We start from the raw sequence: 21,478 nt of genomic DNA on the forward strand, positions 1-21,478 counted from the left end.
CGCAACCGTGCCGGTGCCCGGGCAGCGAGAAGGCACACAGAGGTGTCCGAGAAGTGTGTAGGGACACTGGGCCGAGACCGGCAAGTGGACAGAGCGCCCCGGCCTCGCACTATGCGAAACCGGGGCACTCAGCCGCCAGAACCGGCAGAAAGCCGGCACCAGGGTGAAACCTCAGGCCAGCATCAGGCTCGGGTCCTCCAGGCCCCGTCCGACGTCGGCGAGGAACTTCGAGATGATCTCGCCGTCGACGACACGGTGATCGGCGCTGACCGACAGCGTGGTGATCTCACGCGGAACGATCTCGTCGCCCACCACCCACGGCTTCTTCCGGACCTGACCGAACGCGAGGATCGCGGCCTCGCCCGGGTTGATGATCGGCGTACCGGCGTCGACTCCGAAGACGCCGACGTTCGTGACCGTGATCGTGCCGCCTGCCTGATCGGCCGGCGGGGTCTTGCCCGACCGCGCCAGAGCGGTGAGATCCTGAATGCCCTGAGCGAGCTCGCCCAGTCCCATGACCTGCGCGTTCTTGATGTTCGGCACGATGAGACCGCGCGGGGTCGCCGCCGCGATTCCGAGGTTGACGTACTTCTTCACGACGATCTCGTCACCTTCGAGGCACGAGTTGATCCGCGGATTGCGGCCCACCGCCCACGCCACGGCCTTGGCCACGATGAGCAGCGGCGAGACCTTGACGTCCTCGCCGAGGAATTTCGTCGACTTCAGCCGGCGCACCATCGCCATCGTCTCGGTGACGTCGACATCGAGGAATTCGGTGACGTGCGGCATCGTGAATGCCGAATCGACCATCGCCTTGGCCATCATCTTCGTCACGCCCTTGAACGGAATCCGTTCCTCGAGCGCTCCCTGGTCACTCGCCGAGGCGGCCGCCGGTGCAGTCGCACCCGCCGTGGGAGCCGCCGTCCGGTTCGCGGCCGCGTGCACATCGTCGCGGGTGATGTCGCCGTGGGGACCGGTCGGGGCGACCTGGGACAGATCGACACCCAGATCCTTCGCAAGCTTCCGCACCGGCGGCTTCGCCAGCGGCTTGACCGGCGAGGCAGGTGCCGCCGCGGGCTGCGCATCCGCGGTTGGAGCCGCAGAGGGCGCAGGAGCTGCTGAGGGTGCAGGCGATGCCGCCGGGGCCGGCGCCGCAGTTGGGGCCGGCGGGGCCGCCGATGCTGCGGAAGCGGCAGGAGCCGGGGCGGCAGCGCCCTTGCGCGGACGGCGCTTCGACGACGTCTCCTTCGCACCGTAGCCGACGAGTGTGGCTCCGCCGTCGGCGTCCCCGGATTCTTCGGCCGGCTTCTCGGCCGAGCCGGAAGCGGGCGCACCAGCGGTGGCGGGGGCCGCCTCGGCGCTGGAATCATCTCCGCCGAACCGGATGATCGGGGTGCCGACCTCGATGGTCTGGCCCTCTTCGACGAGGAGCGCACCGACGGTGCCGGCCTGCGGACTGGGCAGCTCGACGAGCGACTTCGCGGTCTCGATCTCGACGAGGATCTGGTTGACGGTGACGGTGTCGCCGGGGGCGACCTTCCACGCGACGATGTCGGCCTCGGTCAGGCCCTCACCGACGTCGGGAAGAGGAAATTCGAATGACATTCTTGACTCTCCTCGAAATCAGTAGGACAGGGCCCGATCGACACCATCGAAGATGCGATCGAGGTCGGGCAGGTAGTGTTCTTCCATCCGCGACCCGGGGTACGGGGTGTGGTAGCCGCCGACCCGGATGACCGGGGCCTCGAGGTTGAAGAAGCAGCGTTCGGTGATGCGCGCGGCGATCTCCGAGCCCAGCCCCAAGAAGGTCGGGGCCTCATGGGCGACGACCAGACGGCCGGTCTTGGTCACGGACTTCTCGATCGCGGTGAAGTCGATCGGGCTGAGGCTGCGCAGGTCGATGAGCTCGACGCTCTTGCCTTCCTCAGCGGCCGCGGTGACCACGTCCTCCGCCGTCGGGACCAGCGGACCGTAGGCGACGAGCGTGACATCAGTTCCCTCGGACACCACGCGGGCGTCGTGCATGCCCAACTCGCCCCGTGCGGACGTGTCGACGTCCCCGCGCATCCAGTAGCGGCGCTTGGGTTCGAAGAACATCACCGGGTCGTCGCTCTTGATCGCGTCCTGGATCATCCAGTACGCGTCATGAGCGTTCGACGGGGAGACCAGCCGCAGGCCGGCGTGGTGGGCGAACACGGTCTCGGGGCTCTCCGAGTGGTGTTCGGGTGAGCCGATGCCGCCGCCGTAGGGCACGCGGATGACCATCGGGATGTTCTCTTTGCCCAGTGTCCGGTTGTACAGCTTCGCCACCTGGGTGACGATCTGGTCGTAGGCCGGGAAGATGAACGCGTCGAACTGGATCTCGATGACGGGACGGTAACCGCGGATGGCCATGCCGATCGAGGTGCCGACGATGCCGGACTCGGCCAGCGGGGCATCGATCACGCGCTGGGGACCGAAGTCCTTCTGCAGTCCCTCGGTGACGCGGAAGACGCCGCCGAGTTTGCCGATGTCCTCACCGATGAGGACGACCTTCGGGTCGTCCTCCATGGCCTTGCGCATTCCGGCGGTGATCGCCTTAGAGAGGGGAAGTTTCTCCATCAGGCCTCACCCGCATCGGCGAACGAGGCCTGGTATGCCTGGAATTCGGCACGTTCCTCGTCGACGAGGGAGTGGGGTTCCGCGGTGACGTGGGCGAACATCTCGACGCCGTCGGGGTTCTCCATAGTCATGCAGTTGTGGCGGATGCGGGCGGCCAGGGTGTCGGCCTCGGCGTCCACCTCGGCGAAGAACTCTGCGCTGGTTTCGGTGTGCTTGTCCAGGTAGGCCTTGAGGCGGATGATCGGGTCGCGGTCCTCCCAGATCTCCTCTTCGGCCTTGTCACGGTACTTCGTCGGATCGTCGGCCGTGGTGTGGGCGCCGCGACGGTAGGTGAAGGCTTCGATGAGCATCGGGCCGTGGCCGGCGCGCACGGAGTCGAGGCTGGCACGGGCGACGGAGTACATCGCGATGATGTCATTGCCGTCGACGCGGATGCCGGGGACTCCGAATCCTTCGCCGCGGGTGGACAGCGGTGCGGCGGTCTGGACGTGTGTGGGCTCGGAGATGGCCCATTGGTTGTTCTGGCAGAAGAACAGGACCGGGGCGTGGAAGGCTCCGGCGAAGGTCAGTGCTTCGGAGACATCGCCCTGCGAGGTCGCACCGTCGCCGAAGCAGGCGATCGACACGGTGTCGCGCTCGATGTCACCGGTGCCGACGTCGCCGTCCATGGACACGCCCATGGCATAGCCGGTGGCGTGCAGGGTCTGCGAACCGATGACGATGGTGTACGTGTGGAACCGGTGCTCCTGCGGGTCCCAGCCGCCGTGGTTCTGACCACGGAAGATGCTGAGCAGGGTCTCGGGCTCGACACCGCGGGTGTAGGCGAGGCCGTGTTCGCGGTAGGTGGGGAAGACGAAGTCTTGAGGGCGGGCGGCCCGTCCCATGCCGATCTGAGCCGCTTCCTGTCCGAACAGCGGTGCCCACAGGCCCAGCTGTCCCTGACGCTGCAGGGCGGCTCCCTCGGCGTCGATGCGGCGCACCAGGACCATGTCCCGGTAGAAGCCGCGCAGATCCTCATCGGTGAGTTCTGCGGCGAAGGCATCGTACTCACCGGATTCGACGCGATTTCCGTCTTCGGCGAGCATCTGGATCATTCTGGGCTCCGAGGACTGACTGTGGGCAGCGCCGGTTCCCACTGAAATGTTGGAGGTCATTTCAGTTCTCCTTTGTTCGAGGTCCATCTTCACCGGAGGTGACCAGTGGTGGACCGTGTCCGTCGGGCAGGCCCTCGGATGTGAGAACTCGCCCTCGAGTGATCTGATTCACAGGTGGTATCACAATACCGAATCCACTCACTGCTTGCCACTTTTCCCATGCGGTTCGAGTATCAAAAGTGCAGGTCAGGAACAGACTATGGCCTGAGCTCGACACATGTGGCCGAGTTCCAAAGCGTTCCGCGGACAATTGTCGATCACGGCAGAGATGCTCCATCGTCCGACCAACGCACGTCCGAGCACCGAGGCGGCCCTCCGGTGCGTGGTCGAGTCCAGGTTGCGCGAGGTCAGGCCCACACCGAGGCGGCACTCCGGTGCGTCGTCGAGTTCCGGTTCCGTGGGGTTCGGCCCACACTGAGGGAGCACTCCGGTGCGGGATCGAGTTCCGGTTCCGTGCGCCGGGACCGGGCACGGAGGCGGCAAATCGCTTCGATGCCGAGTTCCGTATCCGCGCACAGAGTTCAGTGGCGTTTGCGCTTGCCCTGGTAATCGCGCGTCTTCGTCAGGTCGCCGGTGAAGAACCCCGAGTTCTTCGAGGTGAAGCGGTCGAAGCCGGAGTTCCCGGCCCGCAGCAGCAGACCGATCGAGGCGGCATAAGCCACGGAGGAGTGCGCCGCTCCGGCCGAAGCGAACATCGCATCGAGTTCGGCATCGGTCTTATCGGCAAGCTCGGGGGCTTTGCGCAGTTCCTCCGGGTCGTAGCCGACGGTGACCGTCGACCAGTTCTTCGTCGCCGGGTTCTCGTTGCCGTCGAGGTCGGGCACGAGGTCCTGTTCGTGTTCGATCGAGAGCACGTCGATACCGGAGTCGATGGGGAAATCAGAGACCGGAGCACCGACCGTCATCAGCGCCGTGACATTGACATCGTCCAAGAACGCGGGGTCCGCGGCCAGTGAACCCGCAGTGATGCCTCCCTGCGAATAGCCGACGAGCATCACTTCGGCATCGCCACCGATACCGGCGTCGGCGATGGCTTGCCGCACCATTTCGCGCATCACCGTGTCATTGCCGGCCATACCCTGCACATTCGTCGTCAAGTCGGTTGTGTTGTCCCCGGACTTCGGGGACCAGTCGGTGGTGGCAGGGACGTAGACGATATAGCGGGTCGTCCCATCGGGACCGACGATCTCCTCGATGCGGACCTGCCCGGAATCGGTTCCGCGGTGACAGTTCGCTTCGCGGATGAAGAGGTCTTCGACATCCCGCGGCGGCTCCTTGTGCGGCGGGGTCAGACCCTTCGCCTTCCACACCTCGACGTCAGAGGGCAGCAGCAGATCGAACTTGTTCGCCCCGGCCAGCACCCAAATCGTCATCGACTTCGAGTCGTGCGGCCAGAACGCGTGATCGCCGTCGGCGTTGAGGACGAACGGAGGCAGCCCCATGAATCCGACGACGATGCCCGGCAGAACGTGTTCGATGATCGCCCCGGTGACGTCGGACTGCTCGAACGCGAACGTGATCAGCGCTTCCTTCGCTTTCGCCTTCGTCTTGCCCAGGTCGATGCCGAACTGTTTGGAGATGACATCGTCGAGTCCGGTGGCATCGAGGATCTTCGTGACCACGACGACCTGGGCGCCGACGACGAGTGCGACGGGAATGAGGACGGGCAGACTGAGGGCGAGAACCCGTCCGGTCGCGTAGCCGAGCGCGTCGAGCAGCCCGCCGAAGACTTCGCTGAGGCCCTTCTCCGCCTGGCGATAGGCGAAGGCAGCGGCCCGAACGGCGAGCAGAGTGGCCTCGAGCTCGAGCATCGAGGCGGCCAGCTGACTGTGGAATCGGACCCGGCAGGCATCGAGGTTGAGCGCTGTCACCGGCGCCGGAACCTGAGTGAGCAGGGTCGCGAGGTCGAAGTCCCCGACGGCTGCTTCGACAGCCAGGTCACCGACGTCGGTGATGACGGTCTGCAGTGCGTCTCCGCTGCCGTCGGCGCGTTCGTCGACGGTGATCCGCCCACCGCCGCGCGTTGTCGAATCGATCATCGCGGGTCTCCCCTCATGGTCCCCTCAAGTCCAGATCGATCCTCGTCGGATCCCGCCGCCGTCAATTCGCGGCACCTGCCGTCAGCGTCCGTGTGAGCACGGCGCTCAGCAGCATCCGCACCGCTGCCTCTCCTGCGGCGACGTCGTCGTCGACGGTGACGGAATCGCCGGCGCGTTCGATGACCGGCCGGAACCAGGCCCCGCCCTTTCGGCGGAGGAACTCCAGCCCCGTGGCGCCCGTTCCAGAGGCCCAGCTGAGCGTGAGCACACAGTCGTGTTCGACGAGCTCGGCGAGATCCTCGACGACGTGCCCGATCAGTCCCGCTTCGATCCGGCGCAGCAGCTGGTGCTGTGCGAAGTCCTCAAGCCCCTCTCCCTGCAGCGCCAGGATCGCATGCCCGACGCCCGACCCCAGGCACAGCGCCAGGTGGACGGTTTCGACTCCCGATGACACGACGACGCTGATGCGCGTGCTCGCCCGGTCGAGTTCGGAGGCGAAGCCTCGCAGCCATGCGGTGAGCACGTCGAGTTCCCGTTTCGCTCCCCCGCCGCCCGCCTCATCCGATTCTGGGGCTGCACTGGCCTTTCCCACCCCCGCCGAGGCGGCTCCGGGCTCCCGATCGGCCCGGTGCGGGAGCAGATCGGGCGGCCAGAGTCGACGCAGCCGTTCGGGCAGCCTGAGGATCCGGTCGAGGTCGACGACGATCCAACTGTCGATTCCGGCTGTCTCGCGTGCGACGGGATGGGCGTTCACAGTTGGATCCGCCCTCCCACCGACACGACCTGCAGATGGAGGTCATAGGCCTCAGCGAGCTTCTCCGCCCGCTCACCCAACAAGTCGATCGACTCCGCGCACGAGACCACCCGGTCATCGAGCAGCTTCCCCGCAGGGGAATCCCATCCATCGATCTGCCGGCAGCTCTGCGCCAAGGAGTGCAGCACCTCCGCTCGCCGTCTCCACTGCGCGCGATTGCGCTCCAACTCGTCCGTGATCATGCCTCTGCCCTCCCAGCTGCTTGCTCGGCATCCGTGCCCGAATCACTCGACCGTAGGAGAGCGCGGATCACTGCGGAAGCCTCGATCTGAGGGCTGGGGAAGCGCCTTGAGCATCCACAGGGCACAGATGTCGAAGTCACCACCGAATCCACAGGCGGCGACTCCCGAGTCCCGCCCTCCGCCTTCGCTTACCAGCGGGTAGGCCCGGACAGGTGCCGCCCCGGTTCGCCGCTCATGAGAAAATGAGGACATGCCGACTGTTTCCCTTGCCGAAATCTCGCCCGCCATCGCTCTCGGACCGCTTGATGGTCGCTATCGCAAAGACACCGCTGACCTCGTCGATCACCTCTCCGAGGCGGCTCTCAACCGCAATCGCATCACGGTGGAGATCGAGTGGTTCATCCACCTCGCACAGAACTCCGTGATCGACGGCGTGCGCACCCTCACCCTCGACGAGGTCGACGGTCTGCGTGCCTTCGCCGCCGACTTCGACGCCGACACCATCGCCACGTTGGCCACCCATGAGGCCGTCACCGTCCATGACGTCAAGGCCGTCGAGTACACAATCAAAGAAGCCCTAGTGACGATCGGCGCCGAGGACCTCGGCGAGCTCGTCCACTTCTGCTGCACGTCCGAAGACATCAACAACCTGTCCTGGGCACTGGGAGTCAAGGGGGCCACCGAGCAGGTGTGGCTGCCCCGCGCAAAGGCTCTCATCGACGCACTCGCCGAGTCCGCCGCGGAGCTGGCCGAGGTTCCGATGCTCGCCCACACTCACGGTCAGCCGGCCACCCCGACGACGATGGGCAAAGAACTCGCGGTCTTCATCCACCGCCTGCGCCGCCAGTACGAACGCATCGCCGCCACCGAGTTCCTCGGCAAGATCAACGGCGCCACCGGTACATATTCTGCGCACCTGGCCGCCGTGCCCGGAGCAGACTGGCCGCAGATCGCCCGCACCTTCGTCGAAGACCGCCTCGGGCTGACCTTCAACTCTCTGACCACACAGATCGAGTCCCACGACTGGAACGCCGAGCTGTTCGCCGATATCACTCGGTTCAACCGGATCGCACACAATCTGGCCACCGATATGTGGACCTACATCTCGATGAACTACTTCAAGCAGATCCCCGTCGCCGGTGCGACCGGGTCATCGACGATGCCGCACAAGGTCAACCCGATCCGGTTCGAAAACGCCGAAGCGAACCTCGAGCTCTCGTGCGCCCTGCTCGATTCGCTCGCGTCCACCCTGGTGACCTCCCGGATGCAGCGTGACCTCACCGACTCGACCTCGCAGCGCAATATCGGTGTCGCTTTCGGTCACTCGGTGCTCGCGCTGAACAACCTGGTCAAGGGACTCGGCACCCTGGCCATCAACGAGGAGGCCCTGGCCGCCGATCTCGACGGCAATTGGGAGATCCTCGGTGAAGCCGTCCAGTCGGTCATGCGTGCCGCCGGACTGCAGGGTGTGCCGGGGATGGACAACCCGTACGAAACGCTCAAGGAACTCACTCGCGGCAAGCGCATCAACCAGGCCGATCTGCAGAATTTCGTCGACGGTCTCGGGCTGCCCGACGAGTGTGCCGAACTGCTCAAGGCTCTGACCCCTGCCACCTATACGGGTGTGGCGGCTCAGCTCGCCGAGTCCGAGGTCTCGGACTGGAAGGCCTTCAGCGAAGGCTGATGTGAAACGCTGACGACGCATCGAGGCCGGCCTCCGAATTCGGAGGCCGGCCTCGATATGCTTTTCGGTGACCGGCGGGTTCCGCCTGCCGCAGGCGTCCTTGACGGCCGCGAATCAGGCGGAGGGGATGTCGAAGGTAGTCGTGAACTCCGGGACCTTCTCCTCGGTTCCCATCACCTTGCCGGCTCCGCGTTCGTACCGAATCGTGTAGGTGTCCTGCTTCTCGTCGGGAACGTAGGCGAGCCAGCCCTGATGGGTTCCGCCGTCGCGTCGAGTCACATCTTCAAAGGGTTCGTACCCGGCAGCTCTCATCTCGGCTTCGAGGCCGTCGGTCTGGTCGTACCGATAGCCGGCGCCGCCGTCGTCGGAGATCTTGAAGGCGCCCGACTGGATGAGTCCGCTGTATTTCTGTCCCGGGGTGATCTTGACCTCGAGGAGGACGACTTCGCCGCCGAGTTCGATGGACGTGGCTTTCTTGGACGAGTCGAAGTTCCGCACGGCCGAGAGCACCTCGATCTTGTCCTGCATCTCCGGGTCCTCGAAGCTTTCGCCGATGCTCACCTCGCCCTGGCTGCCCGACGACTGTCCTGCATCCGATCCGGTCGTCCCGTCGTCCGAGCCTGCGGTTCCGCCGTCCGAACCGTCGGTGCCGTCCGAACCGTCGGTGCCGTTCGATGTGCCTTCGGCCGAGGACGACGATCCCGAATCGGAGGAGTCCCCGCCCGCGTCCTGCGAGGCGTCGTTCTCTCCGGTCGGCTGCTGGCCTTCGGTCTGCTGACCGTCGGCCTCGGCCTGTTCTCCGGCAGTCCCGTCTTGGTCCGGCACGACCTGGCTGATGAGCGAGCAGCCCGAGAAGGCGAGCGTGCAGCTGAGCAGGGCGGCGGCGGTGAAGGTGGCGCGCTTCGTGCGTTTCATGGTGACTCCTTGGTCGGTCTCTCGCACCCGGGACCAGGTCGCCCGAATGCGTGTTCTGAAACCAACCTATGAGCTCATCGCGCTCGAGATGTGCGCAGCGTGTGGCAGAACGGCAACGCCTGTCACCGATCCGCCGCAGCGGCCGATTCGGTGCCTTCCTTCGACCGTCGCATGGTCGTGAGCCGACAGCCCACACTGCGCTCGGGCCGCCCCGGCCACGCCCTCAGGCGGGCACGAGATGCTTGTCCGCGTCCACCTCGGCGAGGGTCTTGTTGCCCATGCTGCGGGCGAGGATGAGGGTCGGGACTCCGGCGACGACGATGACGACGGTGGCGTAGATCGCCGGTGCCAGCGTGATGCCCGTCGAGGACATGAGCGCTGTGGCGATGAGCGGCGAGAGTCCGCCGAAGAGGACGGTGGCGACGTTGTAGCCGATCGCCATGCCGGAGAAGCGGCTCGTGCCGGTGAACTGTTCGGGCACCATGGCAGCAGCCACCGCGCTCCACCCGGCCGCCGGAATCGCGAGGAACGCAGACCCTGCGATCGCGATGCCCGCGGACTGATTCGAAAGCAGGACATAAGCGGGAATCGTCGTGAAGACGAAGACGACCATGAGTGCGGCCAGAGCGGGTTTGCGCCCGAACTTGTCCGAGGCGAGACCGAAGAACGGAGTGACGACGATGGCGACGACGGCCGCGACCGTGCCCAGGGCCAGGGAACCGGAGTTCGGAACCTTCGCGACCTCTTCGACGTACGTGGGCACATACGTGATGTTGAGGAAGTAGCTGACCGAGCCGATCGAGGAGATGAGGAAGGCGACGAGGATCGCGCGCGGCTGTTCGACGATCGCGGTGATGAGCGGGGAGCGCTTGAGAGCGACGTCCTTCTTCTCCTTCTCCGCCTGCTGGAGCCGCTTGAACGTCTCGGTCTCCTCCATCATCGAACGCAGCGGCACCATGAGGATGGCGAGGACGGCACCGAGGACGAACAGCAGCCGCCAGCCCCAGGAATCCATCGCCTCGGGGCTGAGCGTATTCGCCAACAGCGCACCGGATCCCACCGCCAGGAGGGCACCGACCTCACTGTTGGCCGCGGCCCAGCTCGCGGCCAGGCCACGGCGTCCCGGGCGCGCCGACTCCATGAGGAAGACCATGATGCCGGTGTATTCGGCACCGACGGAGAACCCGGACAGACAGCGCAGGGTGACCATGAGGACGCCAGCCCAGATGCCGATCGTCTCGTAGTTCGGGATGACGGCGATCCCGAGCATCGAGATCGCCATGAGGACCGCGGAGATGATGAGCGTGGATCGCCGTCCGATCCGATCACCGAGGTGGCCGAAGACCATCGCACCCAAGGGCCGGAAGAGGAATCCCGCCGCACCGACCCCGAGGGTCAGCAGCAGAGAGTCCGTCTGATCGCCGAAGAACTCCTTGGTCAGGGTCGTGGCGACATAGAAGAAGATCGAGAAGTCGTACCACTCGACGACGGTGCCGAAGGCGGCGACGAACATCGACCTGCGCCGGCCCCTCTCCTGCTCTCGGCTGGTTGCCTGGGCGGGTGATGCGGGATGGTTCCGATCCGACGCGGTCATTCCCCGAGCGTACCAGCACTCCCGGACTCGCCGGGGATGTGAAATCAACCGTTATTACCGATCAGTAGCATTCTTGTCTCCGACTCACTACGCTGAAACGTATGGACACGCTCACGCCACAGACCCTGCGCATTCCGGTCTCGAGCCGGTACGGCTCCAGCGAGCTCGAGGGGCACCTCTTCCTCCCCGAGGGCGTCGCACAAGCAGTGCTGACGATCCACCCGGCCACCGCGACTCCGGAACGCTTCTACTTCTCCTTCGCCGAGGCGGCCGCCGCCAGCGGGTTCGCCGTGATCACCTACGGTTTCCGCGGAGTCGGAGACCGGGCCACGGCCCGCGCTCATCGGCACATCCGCATGCGCGACTGGATGCTCGAGGACGTCTCGGCCGCAGCCGCCTGGGCCGAAGGGTCCTTCCCCGATCTGCCGCAGGTCGCGTTGGGCCACAGCGTCGGCGGCCACTCCCTGCTCTTGGGCTGCGGCGGCGAGCGCCTGAGCGGCATCGTCACCATCGCCACTCACATGGCGGCGACTCGCGACATCGCACCCCGCGGCGAACGCCTGCGCGTCGGAGTCGGGCTCGGGGTTGTCGGCAGGGCCGTCACGCGACTGCTCGGGTACATGCCCGGCAGCCGTGTGGGCCTCGGCGAAGACATCCCCGCCGCCGCACTCTATGAGTGGACGAGCTGGCTGCGACGGCCCCACTTCTTCTTCGACGATCCGACTTTCGACGCCGAGGCGCGCATCGCCCGGCTGCGCACCCCGGTGCTCTCCGTCGGCACGACCGACGATCTGTGGGCGGCTCCTGCGCAGATCGATGCGCTCACCGACCGGCTGCGACTGGCGCCGGTGACCCGGCGGACCGTCTCCCCCGCGGAGCTCGGCATCGACCACATCGGACATCACGGTCTCATGCGCAGATCCATCGCCGCGGCGGCGTGGCCGGAGATCCTCGACTGGCTCGAAACAGCTGCCGACACCTCGCGCTGAGCGCCACGCGCCCAGGCCCCGGCGAGCAGCGAGCATCGAGCATCGAGCATCGAGCATCCGAAGAATAGGTCACTATCGGAGACTTTCTGAGCTCCGACGCGCGAAGCCACTTCTCGACGGCCGATATCCGTTTGCGACCACTTCTCGACCGCCGGTTCTATTTGCGACCACTTCGCGGCTGACAGCTCTCAGCGCCGGGTGAGACCGAACAGTGAGTCGGTGAAGCGGTTGCCGAACATGGCTTCCGGGTCCAGGCGAGCCCGCAGGTCACAGAAGTCCGCAAGACGCGGATAGAGTTCGTGCAGGTCAGCGGCCGTGCGTGTGTGGATCTTGCCCCAATGGGGTCGCCCGCCGTGCCGGCACAGTATCTCCTCGACGACGCGGAAGTACTCGGCGAAGTCCTCCTTGATGAAGCGATGGACGGCGATGTACATCGTCTCCCGCCCCGACGCCGTCGACAGCGGCACGTCATCGGCGGCCGCGCACCGGACCTCGAGCGGGAAGGAGATCGCCCACCCCTTGGCCTCGATGACATCGCGGATCTCCCGAATCGCCTCGGGCCCGGCCGCGAAGGGCAGTGCATATTCCATCTCATTGAACCGCACCCGGCGTGGAGTCACGAACACATCGTGACCCGGCGCCCGGTACGTCCGATCCGCGACGACTGACTGGGCGATGCGATTGATCGGGGGCACCACGGCCGGGATCTTCGCGCCGAGTTCGACCGCCAGTCGCAGCGCCCCGTTCTCCACCACCTCTTTGTCGAGGAGGTTGAGCCACCGGTTGCGCACCCCCGCCTCGGCGAGGTGACCGGGACCTGCCTGCCCCGGCGCGACCCGAGTGTTCGTCTTGGTCAGGACCGAATCGGTGTGCGGGAACCAGTAGAACTCGAAATGGTCGGAGCCGCGCATCCGCTCGGTCAGCCCATCGAGGAGCTCGTCGAATCCGACCGCTCTCTCCTCGGCGATGAGGTCGAAAGCCGGCACGCACTGGAGTTCGACCTCGGTGATGACACCGAGGACGCCGAGGCTGACCCGCGCAAGGTCGAAGGCCACCGGTTCCGCCTCGGCCGACAGCGCCCGCACGTCACCGTCGGGACCCATGAGGCTCAGCCCGGTGACGGTCCCGGCGAACCCGGTGAACCCGATCCCCGTGCCGTGCGTACTCGTCGAGATCGCACCGGCCAGAGACTGCGGGTTGACGTCGCCCTGATTCTCCAGGGCCAGACCGAAGGGCTCGAGCAGGACCGGGATGTCCCGCAGCCGGGTGCCCGCACGAAAGCACACCCGCATCCGCGACTCGTCGACGGCGACGATCCCGGACAGGCCGTCGAGGCTGACCATGACGTCGTCGCTCGCCGCCACCGGGGTGAAGGAATGCCCTGCCCCGACGATCCGCAGCCGGTCCCCTGCCGCCGCTGCGGCGGTGACTATCCCGGACAATTCCTCCGCCGAGGCGGGGCCGGCGAAGGTGTGCGGATGTGCATGGACGTGACCGGCCCAGTTCCGAAACGCGTGCCTGCCCTGCCCTGACTGCACTGCGCTCACAGAACGAGCCCCTCTCCTCGATAGGTCGTCCAGGCATCGCTGATCCGGCCCTGGGACACGATCTGGAATTCGTTGAAATGCTCGGCCAGCTCACCGGCCTTGGCATGCCTGAACCACACGAGATCACCGATGCGCAGTGACTCAGCACCCGGCCCGGTCAGCGGCGTCTGCACCTCTCCGGGCCCTTCGAGGCTCGAGTAGGCGAGTCCCTGTGGCCAGGCGATGGTCGGCAGACGGTCGGGGCCGGGGACTCCGGAGGCGATGTATCCGCCCTTGAAGACCGTCACCCAGCCGGGAGCGGGACGGCGCACGACCGGGCTGACGAAGTAGGCGGCCGGGCGGTGTCGGAAGTGCGTATAGCCGTCGAAGAGTCCCGGGGAGAAGAGGCCTGAACCAGCGGCCAGTTCGGTCAGAGTGCCTTCGACGGAGCTGGATTCGAAGGAACCGGTTCCGCCGCCGTTGATGAATTCCAGGTCGGCGATCTCACGCACTGCGGCGATGACGGCTGCCCGTCGTTCCGCGAGTTCGGCGATCGAGGCTTTCTGCATTGCCCGCACGATCGCCTGCCGCACCGAGCGCCCGGCATCGGCGGTGCCGGCGATCTGCCCTTCGTAGAACATCAACCCGACGAGATCGAAACCGGGCCGGGCCGCAACCTGCCTGGCGAGTGTGACAGCGGATCGGGCGTCACGGATCGGTGAGCGCCGGCCCCCGATATGGACCCGGTCGCCCAACCAGGACTCGGCCGGGCGATAGGAGGAGTCGACGTCGATGCACACCCGCACCGAGGCGGCTCCCGCCTCGGCGATGGTCGTCCGGGCCTGTTCGATGATGTCGAGGTGATCCACGGAATCGATCATCACGGTGATGTTCTCGCAGGCTCCCGCCTCGGCGAACATCCGACTCAGGGAAGCTCGGTCGAGGCTGGGATAGCCGATGACGATATCGCGGACGCCGCGGGCGTGGAGGTAGAGCGCCTCGGGGACGGAAAAGGCGAGCACCCCGGAAAACGCGGGATGGGCGAGCGCCCGGTCGATGGCGGCAGGCACGCGCAGCGACTTCGTGGCCAGGCGGATCGGCAGTCCGCGAGCACGCTCGGCCAGAGCGTCGAGGTTCGCATCGAAGGCGTCGAGATCGACGACCGCGGTGGGTGCACAGGTCCCTTTCAGCGCATGCCGGAGACCACTCGAAACCATATTCGGTAGTCTAGCCTGCGATGACCTACGTCACAGGGAGGAATCCGATGAAATCAGAGACCACCGCCCACGCCTCCGAGGCGGGCACTGTCGGGACCGCATCCACGCATGTCACCACGGCGCTGCGGGACTTCCTCGACACCGATCCGTACGCTGACGCTTCCGGCTCGGGCGAGGTGATGCGCGGCGTCGAGCCGTTCACCGGCACCGAGGTCGACCGGTTCGCCCGGAACACTCCCGCCGATATCGAGACCGCCTATGCCACGGCCCGCATCGCCGGCGGCGCGTGGGCCGCTCAGTCGGTCCAGCACCGGGCGAAGGTGCTCACTCGACTGCATGCCTCGCTGCGCCGCCACGAGGATCTGCTCCTCGACATCATCCAGTACGAGACCGGCAAGGCCCGGATCCACGCCTATGACGAGATCCTCGATACCTTCAATGTGCTGCGCCACTACGGGGTGATGGCCGCCCGCTATCTGCGTCCCGAACGTCGCCGCGGGGCGATCCCCGTGCTCACCCGCACCGAGGTCACGCGCACTCCGCTGGGCGTGATCGGGTTCATCACACCATGGAACTACCCGCTGACCCTGGGTGCGACCGACCTGTTCGCGGCCATGACCGCCGGCAACGCCGTCGTCCACAAACCCGATTCCACGACGACGCTGACCTCGGTCTTCATGCGCCGACTGGCGATCGCCGCCGGTCTGCCGCCGGAGGTGTGGCAGCTCGTGCCCGGCCCGTCCTCCGAGGTCGGGCCCGCTCTCATGGCCGGTGCCGACGGGATGTCGTTCACCGGTTCGACGGCCGCGGGACGCTCGATCGCCGCCGAGGCGGGGCAGCGTCTGCTTCCGACCGCGCTCGAGCTCGGGGGCAAGAACCCCCTGGTCGTGGCCGCCGACGCGGACCTGGCGAAGGCCGTCGAAGGTGCCGTGCGCGGGTCGTTCTCCTCGGCCGGACAGCTGTGCATCTCCATCGAACGCATCTATGTCCACGAGGATCTCTTTGAGACCTTCTGCGCCCATTTCGCCGAAGCGGCTCGCGCTCTTCGCCTCAGCTCCGAGTTCGAGTACGGCCCGGACATAGGCACCCTGGCGGGGCCGAAGCAGCTCGAGACGATCACCCGACATGTCGAGCAGGCTCGCAGCGTCGGGGCCACGGTCATCGCCGGCGGACACCCTGTGCCCGATCTCGGCCCCTACTTCTATGCCCCGACCGTGCTCACGGATGTTCCGGCTGCGGCGGAGCTGCACCGCGAGGAGACGTTCGGCCCCGTCGTCGCCGTCTATTCGGTGCCCTCCGACGCCGCGGCGATCGCTGCCGCCAATGACAGCGACTACGGGCTCTCGGCTTCTGTGTACTCCCGCTCCCACGGGCGTGAGATCGCACGGCAGATCGAGGCCGGAATGGTCAACATCAATGAGGTCTACCCGGCCAGCTGGGGGTCCATCGATGCTCCGGCCGGCGGCGTCAAGGCCTCGGGGATGGGCCATCGGCACGGGCCCGAGGGCCTCTTCCAGTTCATGCACTCGCACACGATCGCCGAGCAGCGCCTCCACCCGATCGCACCGGCCGGGCCCCTCGACCAGAAGACATTCGCGAAGGCCATGACCGGCGCGCTGTCAGTGATGCGGTCCCTGCGCATGAAATAGCTGCGGCCCGGGCGCACCGAGGCGGGGATGCCCTCTGCCCCGGTGCGACTCAGTTGACGGCGGTGAAGAATTCGTGAGCCACCGGCACCGCCGCCTCGGCACCGAATCCGCCGTCCTCGACGAGCACGGCCACAGCCAGATCGTCCTGGAATCCGGCGAACCATGAGTGGGTCCGCGGCGGGGTGTCGTTGCCGTATTCTGCCGTTCCGGTCTTGCCGTGGACGGGATCGCCGGGAACGTCCTTGAGGTCGGTGGCGGTGCCGGCGGTGACGGCCTTGCGCATCATGTCCGCGATCTCCTTCGCCGCGTCCGGGTCGAGTGGGGCAGCATCACGGGTCGCCCCATCGTCACCTGCGTTCGCGTCGTCGGCGTTCGCACCCTCGAGTGCATCGCCGAGGATGAGCTGCGGGCTGATCGTCTCCCCTGCCTCCACCGAGGCAGCCATCGTCGCCACCGCCAGCGGGCTCGACTGCACCTTGCCCTGACCGATCATCTGCGCGGCATGCGTGACCTCGTCGTCGGCGGCCGACACCGAGGCCATCTTCGCCCCGAATCCGGAGGCGTTGCCGAGCATTCCGAGTTGGGCGGCGGCGTCGGCCACCTCGTCGCCGGTGACCGTCTCACCGGAGGAGACGAAGGCGGTATTGCAGGAGTGGGCGAAGTCTTCGGCGAAGCTCACAGACCCGAGCACCTCGTCTTCGGCGTTCTTGAACTCCTTTCCGCTGATGTTCACGGTCTTCGGGCAGTCGATGTCGTCGTCGGGCTTCACCCCGGCGTCGAGGAGCGCCGAACCGGAGGCGATCTTGAACACCGAGCCGGGAGCGTACTGGCCGCTCAGCGCCCGATCCCAAGCGGCCCCTTCCGGGTCGTGGTTGGCCACGGCCAGCACCTGTCCGTCGCTGGGGCGGATCGCGACGACGGCGGCCGGCTTCTTCGCGGTCGCCGCCGCCTCGTCCGCGGCAGTCTGAATATCGACGTCGAGGGTGGTTTCGAGGTCCTCGCCGTCCTTCTGCTCGAAGGCGTGCAGGCTCGTCAGCTTCGTCTTTCCGCCCTTGTCATCTGTTGAGTCCCCTTCGGCGAAGACTTCGACGCTGCCCGGACCGCTGAGGCGGGCGTTGAAGGTCTTCTGCAGACCGGTGCGGCCGACGAAGTCACCGGCGATGATCGTGCCGTCGGACTCCTTGATGTCTTCGGCGCTGGCGGGCCCGGCCGAACCGAGTGTGGCCTGTGCGAATCCGCGGGACCGAGTCAGGGTCTGGGTGTCTTCGGAGAAGAGGACACCCGGCAGATCGTGGATCGCGTCCTTGACTCGTCTGTAGTCGTCTTCGCGCAGGGTGACGACAGGGACGAGCTGGTTGCCTTCGGCATCGTCGACCTTGTCCTCGAGGTCACCGGCGTCGAGATCGAGGGAGTCGACGCCGTCGTTGAGCCCTCTGACGAGCTTGCCGATGGTATCGGGCTCCAGGCGATTCGGGTGGACGCCGATGTCGACGACCTCCCCTTCCTCCATGAGCACCTCGCCGTCGGCGCCGAGGATGTTCCCCCGCTGACCCGGATTCGCGCGCAGTTCGAAGCTGCCGCCCTTACTCAGCTTCGGGTGGATGGCCCTCTCCGTGAGATTCGCCCACCAGAACAGACCGTTCTTCTCCAACGGCAGCTCAGAGCTGTACTGCCAGGCCTCACCGTCGGTGTTCGCCCAGGTCCAATCGAGGACCGCCACGGTCCGACCGTCGGCTTCGGTGATGTCGTCGACGGTGACCGACCGCAGGTCGATTCTCTTGCCCAGCGACTTCGTGACGCGGTCGAACAGGCTTTGGTCGAGGTCCTTCTCATGCCAGATGTCCGAGCTCAGCTGCTCTTCGGCGAGATCGTCGGCGGCGGACTCGGCGGCGGAGGATTTCGTCATCGGGAGTCGGAAGACCGCGAAGACCCCGGCTCCGACGAGCAGCACGAGGACGAGAGCGACGGCCAACCAGACCCGGGACTTCTTCGACATGGAACCATCCTCTACCGAGGGTTCCGCAATGTCCATTGCCGCTTGCTGAGTTCTGTCGTCTGCTGAGTTCGCCGTTGAGACTCGGCTGCCGGACGGCAGGAGCGCAGTTCAGTGCCTACGCGACCGCTGACTCGACCGTCAGTCGTCGCGAAATCGCTGCCGGGCCGGGGTCAGCCGGCTGATCCTGCCAGTGGGCCGACCGTGGGGTCGATCTCGGCGCCCGGCGACGCACCGCGCGTTGTGACACACCGGACGGGGCTCAGCCGGGACGGTTCCCGATCAGCGGGCCTCAGCCTGCGTCGGCGACGACGGTGTATTCGAGGACGGGGCGCCCGGCGGCACCGTACCGGGGACGGCGTTCGAGCATCCCGGCGTCGGCCATGGATTCGAGGTAGCGGCGCGCGGTGACTCGGGAGACTCCGAGGCCTTCGGCCAATTCGGCGGCGGACTGCGCCGGGGTCTCATTCAGCAGGGTTCTGACCTCCGTCTGGACCGCGTCGGGCACGCCTTTCGCGGTCGCGGCAACAGTGTGGGTGCGCAACGCAGAGATCGCCTTGTCGACCTCGGTCTGGGTGACCTCCCCGTCGTTCGAATCCCCGCCGAGGCGGTTGCGGAAGGACGAATACGCTTCGAGCTTGGATTTGAAGACGGGGAAGGTGAAGGGCTTGATGATGTACTGAGCGACTCCGTACGACAGCGCCTCCTGCACGATCTGCATGTCGCGGGCAGCGGTGACGGCGATGATGTCGACGTCGACGCGCTGGCCGCGGATGGCGCGGCAGACCTGGAGACCGTGCCCGTCGGGCAGGTTCATATCGAGGAGGACGAGATGGACGCCGGAGGGATCGAGGCCGTAGATCTGTCCGGTGAGAGCAGCCATCGCCTGGGTGGCGCTCTTCGCGACTCCCGCGACGTGATAGCCCTCGATGCGGTCGATGTACTTCGCGTGAGCACGGGCGGCGACGACCTCGTCCTCGACGACGAGCACACCGATGCTCGGTTCAGGCGCAGTTGTATCCGACATGCTTTCAGTCTAGCTTCAGCGGTTTGACAGCGCCCCGGATCGTGTTGCAGTCCCGTCACATCGGGTTGCGGCCGGCTGAGCTTGCGGGGCCGGCCCGACCTTCGCCCGCCTGACCTTCGCCGGCCCGATCTTCGCCGGCTCGATCTTCGCCGGCCTGACCGCGGCCGGCCTGACCGCCTGACCGCCGCCGGCCTAGTATCCGCCGCCGACCTGAGTTGTACCTCTCGGGTCCGGCAGCCACACCGTGAGCACGGCGCCCTTGAACCGGTCGCAGTCTTCCCCGTGCCCCTGCACATCGACGGCTCCCCCGAGGCGGCGGATCGCCTGCACGACCAGCGACAGCCCGACCCCGCGGGTTCCTGTCTGCTGGCGGCCCTGCCCCTGGTCGGTCTCGACACCGTCGTGCTTAGTCGACCAGCCGCGTTCGAAGATCGCGTCGAGATATTCCTCGTCGATGCCCGGACCGTCGTCGCTGACCTCGATCGTGAATCCGCCGGCACCGCCCGAACCGGAGAGCTCGACGTGGACCCTTTTGTCCTCTGACAGAACATCCTGCCTGCTCAGCGCGTCGAAAGCATTGTCGACGAGGTTGCCCAGAATCGTCGCGAGATCGCGATCATCCCCGCCGAGGCTGCCCGTGAGATCCGCGGTGTCCACCGTCATCTCGATGCCCACCTCGGCGGCTTGGGCGATCTTCGACAGCAGCAGGGCCGAGAGGACGGGGTGGTCGAAGGTCATCGATCCGTCCCCGTTGACCCGGTTGAGATCGTCGATGTCCTTCGCCGCGAAGTCGATGGCCTCATCGACGTGCCCGGTCTCGAGCAGGGACACGACCATGTGCAGCCGGTTCGCGTATTCGTGGGTCTGCGCGCGCAGGGAATCGGAGAAGGAGCGCACGGAGACGAGCTCGCCGGAGAGTTCGGCCAGCTCTGTGTGATCGCGCATGGTCACGACCCACGTATCGCTGGCCGCCTCGGTGGGCTGCTGATTGACGACGAGGACCCGGTCGTCGGTGTAGTGGATCTCGTCGCGGGCCCACCGCCCGGCCGCGAGCAGATCGTGCAGCGCTTCGGGCAGGTCGAGTTCGCGCAGCGGCATCTCCTCCGCCGAGGTGGGGCCGGGGTCCGCGTCGTCCTCGACCGGCGGCATGCCCAGCAGCTCCCGGGCTTCGGCGTTGATGAGCACGATCCCGCGAGCTCGGTCGACGAGCAGCAGTCCTTCGGAGACGGCCTTGAGCACAGAGGAGTAGAAGTCGAGCATGCTGCGCAGTTCGTCGGCACCGTAGTCGCCGGTGACTCGGCGCAGACCCCGCGATGTCACCCAGGAGGAGCCGATGCCCAGGAGGAGGGTGAGCACGGCGATGCCGATGAGCCATTTGCCCTGGGCCAGGAAGCCCTCGCGGACCGAATCGGCGGAGCTGCCGACGATGACGGCGCCGACCACGGTGTCGGACCTCATTCCATCGACGCCGACGTGTTCGGCATAGACCGGGGTGATGACGTACATGGTGCCGTCGGCCGGCCCGCCGTCGTCGATGAAGCGCACGGTCGACTCGCCGTCCTGCAGGGCCTGTCCGTCGACGGCCTGGGCCAGCTGGTCGATCGAATCCTCGGGGATCCGCCCGGAATCCGCCGAGGCGGTCTTCGCCTCCAGCGCCTGCTGCCGTCCGGGTGAGCCCAGAGTCGGCGGGGTGAGCAGGAAATCCATGGGGACGACGGCGGCGATGTCGAAGCCGTACTGGCTGATGACGTTGCTCAGCAGCGTCTGGACGTCGTCGCGGGATTCGGAATCGAGGTAGTCGTCCTGACCGACCTCACCGGTGCCGACGAGGCCCAGCGACATCGAGATGTTGTCCGCCGCCGACCGCAGCAGGTCCTGTTCGCGTTTCGTATTCAGCTGCGAGAGCTGGAGGTAGAGCAGACTCGTCGTGAGCACCATGATGCCCACGAGCATGATCGAGTTCGCGAACATGATCCGCCCGGCCGCGCTGAGGCGGACCCACCGGCTCAGGCGGCCCACCGGTCCGGCGGGCCCCTTCGACAGTATGGTGCGCTTCTTCTTCGGCATGGGAACCATTGTGCCACCCGGTCGGGC

At 66.6% G+C, this 21,478-nt stretch carries 16 protein-coding genes; 3 read left to right on the forward strand and 13 right to left on the reverse strand.

Annotated elements, in window-relative coordinates:
* Positions 1–171: 171 nt before the first annotated feature.
* The 6 genes from FHG09_RS08430 to FHG09_RS08455 form a co-directional block, all read right to left on the reverse strand.
* The gene (locus FHG09_RS08430) at positions 172–1,605 is read right to left on the reverse strand and encodes a dihydrolipoamide acetyltransferase family protein (RefSeq protein ID WP_152347180.1); all 1,434 of its coding nucleotides are present in this window, start codon (positions 1,603–1,605) and stop codon (positions 172–174) included.
* 18 nt (positions 1,606–1,623) lie between these two features.
* Positions 1,624–2,601, reverse strand: coding sequence for an alpha-ketoacid dehydrogenase subunit beta (locus tag FHG09_RS08435; protein ID WP_152347181.1), 978 nt, complete (start codon positions 2,599–2,601; stop codon positions 1,624–1,626).
* Positions 2,601–3,755, reverse strand: coding sequence for a pyruvate dehydrogenase (acetyl-transferring) E1 component subunit alpha (gene pdhA / locus FHG09_RS08440; protein ID WP_152347182.1), 1,155 nt, complete (start codon positions 3,753–3,755; stop codon positions 2,601–2,603). Before pdhA ends, FHG09_RS08435 begins: the two co-directional genes overlap by 1 nt.
* 521 nt (positions 3,756–4,276) lie before the next feature.
* Positions 4,277–5,794: a hypothetical protein gene (locus tag FHG09_RS08445; protein ID WP_152347183.1), complete on the reverse strand. Its 1,518-nt coding sequence runs from the start codon at positions 5,792–5,794 to the stop codon at positions 4,277–4,279.
* 61 nt (positions 5,795–5,855) lie between these two features.
* Positions 5,856–6,548 (reverse strand): hypothetical protein, encoded by a 693-nt coding sequence (locus FHG09_RS08450; protein ID WP_152347184.1) that lies wholly within the window; start codon positions 6,546–6,548, stop codon positions 5,856–5,858.
* A complete protein-coding gene (locus FHG09_RS08455) occupies positions 6,545–6,790 on the reverse strand; it encodes a hypothetical protein (protein WP_152347185.1) in 246 nt (81 codons plus the stop codon). Before FHG09_RS08455 ends, FHG09_RS08450 begins: the two co-directional genes overlap by 4 nt.
* Before the next feature lie 250 nt (positions 6,791–7,040).
* Here FHG09_RS08455 and purB point away from each other — a divergent pair, with 250 nt between their 5' ends.
* On the forward strand, positions 7,041–8,474 hold the full coding sequence (gene purB / locus FHG09_RS08460) for an adenylosuccinate lyase (protein WP_152347186.1): 1,434 nt from the start codon (positions 7,041–7,043) through the stop codon (positions 8,472–8,474).
* A 114-nt stretch (positions 8,475–8,588) separates the two neighbouring features.
* Here purB and FHG09_RS19805 read toward each other — a convergent pair whose 3' ends face one another.
* Together FHG09_RS19805 and FHG09_RS08470 are read right to left on the reverse strand one after the other, a co-directional pair.
* Entirely contained in the window at positions 8,589–9,389 is an 801-nt protein-coding gene (locus tag FHG09_RS19805; protein WP_193627321.1) for a hypothetical protein, read from the reverse strand.
* Positions 9,390–9,612: 223 nt separating this feature from the next.
* On the reverse strand, positions 9,613–10,983 hold the full coding sequence (locus tag FHG09_RS08470; RefSeq protein WP_152347187.1) for an MFS transporter: 1,371 nt from the start codon (positions 10,981–10,983) through the stop codon (positions 9,613–9,615).
* A gap of 101 nt (positions 10,984–11,084) precedes the next feature.
* Here FHG09_RS08470 and FHG09_RS08475 point away from each other — a divergent pair, with 101 nt between their 5' ends.
* A complete protein-coding gene (locus FHG09_RS08475) occupies positions 11,085–11,972 on the forward strand; it encodes an alpha/beta fold hydrolase (protein WP_152347188.1) in 888 nt (295 codons plus the stop codon).
* A 188-nt stretch (positions 11,973–12,160) separates the two neighbouring features.
* On the opposite strand, the gene FHG09_RS08480 is transcribed toward FHG09_RS08475, so the two are convergent.
* Positions 12,161–13,519, reverse strand: a complete 1,359-nt coding sequence (locus FHG09_RS08480) for a D-arabinono-1,4-lactone oxidase (RefSeq protein WP_152347189.1) — start codon at positions 13,517–13,519, stop codon at positions 12,161–12,163.
* On the reverse strand, positions 13,516–14,715 hold the full coding sequence (locus FHG09_RS08485) for an amino acid deaminase/aldolase (protein WP_152347190.1): 1,200 nt from the start codon (positions 14,713–14,715) through the stop codon (positions 13,516–13,518). The genes FHG09_RS08480 and FHG09_RS08485 overlap by 4 nt, the downstream gene beginning before the upstream one ends.
* 47 nt (positions 14,716–14,762) lie before the next feature.
* Here FHG09_RS08485 and FHG09_RS08490 point away from each other — a divergent pair, with 47 nt between their 5' ends.
* Positions 14,763–16,364 carry a succinic semialdehyde dehydrogenase gene (locus tag FHG09_RS08490; protein WP_152347191.1) on the forward strand — a complete coding sequence of 534 codons (1,602 nt, stop codon included), beginning with the start codon at positions 14,763–14,765 and terminating at the stop codon, positions 16,362–16,364.
* 49 nt (positions 16,365–16,413) lie between these two features.
* Here FHG09_RS08490 and FHG09_RS08495 read toward each other — a convergent pair whose 3' ends face one another.
* From FHG09_RS08495 to FHG09_RS08505, 3 genes are all read right to left on the reverse strand, one after another.
* Positions 16,414–18,360: a penicillin-binding transpeptidase domain-containing protein gene (locus tag FHG09_RS08495; protein ID WP_152347192.1), complete on the reverse strand. Its 1,947-nt coding sequence runs from the start codon at positions 18,358–18,360 to the stop codon at positions 16,414–16,416.
* Positions 18,361–18,649: 289 nt separating this feature from the next.
* Complete coding sequence (locus tag FHG09_RS08500) at positions 18,650–19,384, reverse strand: response regulator (RefSeq protein ID WP_152347193.1); 735 nt, start codon at positions 19,382–19,384, stop codon at positions 18,650–18,652.
* A gap of 192 nt (positions 19,385–19,576) precedes the next feature.
* Positions 19,577–21,451: a sensor histidine kinase gene (locus FHG09_RS08505; protein WP_152347194.1), complete on the reverse strand. Its 1,875-nt coding sequence runs from the start codon at positions 21,449–21,451 to the stop codon at positions 19,577–19,579.
* Positions 21,452–21,478 lie beyond the last annotated feature (27 nt).

The sequence above is a fragment of the Brevibacterium sp. CFH 10365 genome (assembly GCF_009299785.1).
Lineage (GTDB): Bacteria > Actinomycetota > Actinomycetes > Actinomycetales > Brevibacteriaceae > Brevibacterium > Brevibacterium limosum.

What these genes read in the sequence shown, in the direction of transcription:
- FHG09_RS08430 (WP_152347180.1), bottom strand. Translation starts at nt 1,605, where the DNA reads ATGTCATTCGAATTTCCTCTTCCCGACGTCGGTGAGGGCCTGACCGAG.
- FHG09_RS08435 (WP_152347181.1), bottom strand. Translation starts at nt 2,601, where the DNA reads ATGGAGAAACTTCCCCTCTCTAAGGCGATCACCGCCGGAATGCGCAAG.
- pdhA (WP_152347182.1), bottom strand. Translation starts at nt 3,755, where the DNA reads ATGACCTCCAACATTTCAGTGGGAACCGGCGCTGCCCACAGTCAGTCC.
- FHG09_RS08445 (WP_152347183.1), bottom strand. Translation starts at nt 5,794, where the DNA reads ATGATCGATTCGACAACGCGCGGCGGTGGGCGGATCACCGTCGACGAA.
- FHG09_RS08455 (WP_152347185.1), bottom strand. Translation starts at nt 6,790, where the DNA reads ATGATCACGGACGAGTTGGAGCGCAATCGCGCGCAGTGGAGACGGCGA.
- purB (WP_152347186.1), top strand. Translation starts at nt 7,041, where the DNA reads ATGCCGACTGTTTCCCTTGCCGAAATCTCGCCCGCCATCGCTCTCGGA.
- FHG09_RS19805 (WP_193627321.1), bottom strand. Translation starts at nt 9,389, where the DNA reads ATGAAACGCACGAAGCGCGCCACCTTCACCGCCGCCGCCCTGCTCAGC.
- FHG09_RS08470 (WP_152347187.1), bottom strand. Translation starts at nt 10,983, where the DNA reads ATGACCGCGTCGGATCGGAACCATCCCGCATCACCCGCCCAGGCAACC.
- FHG09_RS08475 (WP_152347188.1), top strand. Translation starts at nt 11,085, where the DNA reads ATGGACACGCTCACGCCACAGACCCTGCGCATTCCGGTCTCGAGCCGG.
- FHG09_RS08485 (WP_152347190.1), bottom strand. Translation starts at nt 14,715, where the DNA reads ATGGTTTCGAGTGGTCTCCGGCATGCGCTGAAAGGGACCTGTGCACCC.
- FHG09_RS08490 (WP_152347191.1), top strand. Translation starts at nt 14,763, where the DNA reads ATGAAATCAGAGACCACCGCCCACGCCTCCGAGGCGGGCACTGTCGGG.
- FHG09_RS08495 (WP_152347192.1), bottom strand. Translation starts at nt 18,360, where the DNA reads ATGTCGAAGAAGTCCCGGGTCTGGTTGGCCGTCGCTCTCGTCCTCGTG.
- FHG09_RS08500 (WP_152347193.1), bottom strand. Translation starts at nt 19,384, where the DNA reads ATGTCGGATACAACTGCGCCTGAACCGAGCATCGGTGTGCTCGTCGTC.
- FHG09_RS08505 (WP_152347194.1), bottom strand. Translation starts at nt 21,451, where the DNA reads ATGCCGAAGAAGAAGCGCACCATACTGTCGAAGGGGCCCGCCGGACCG.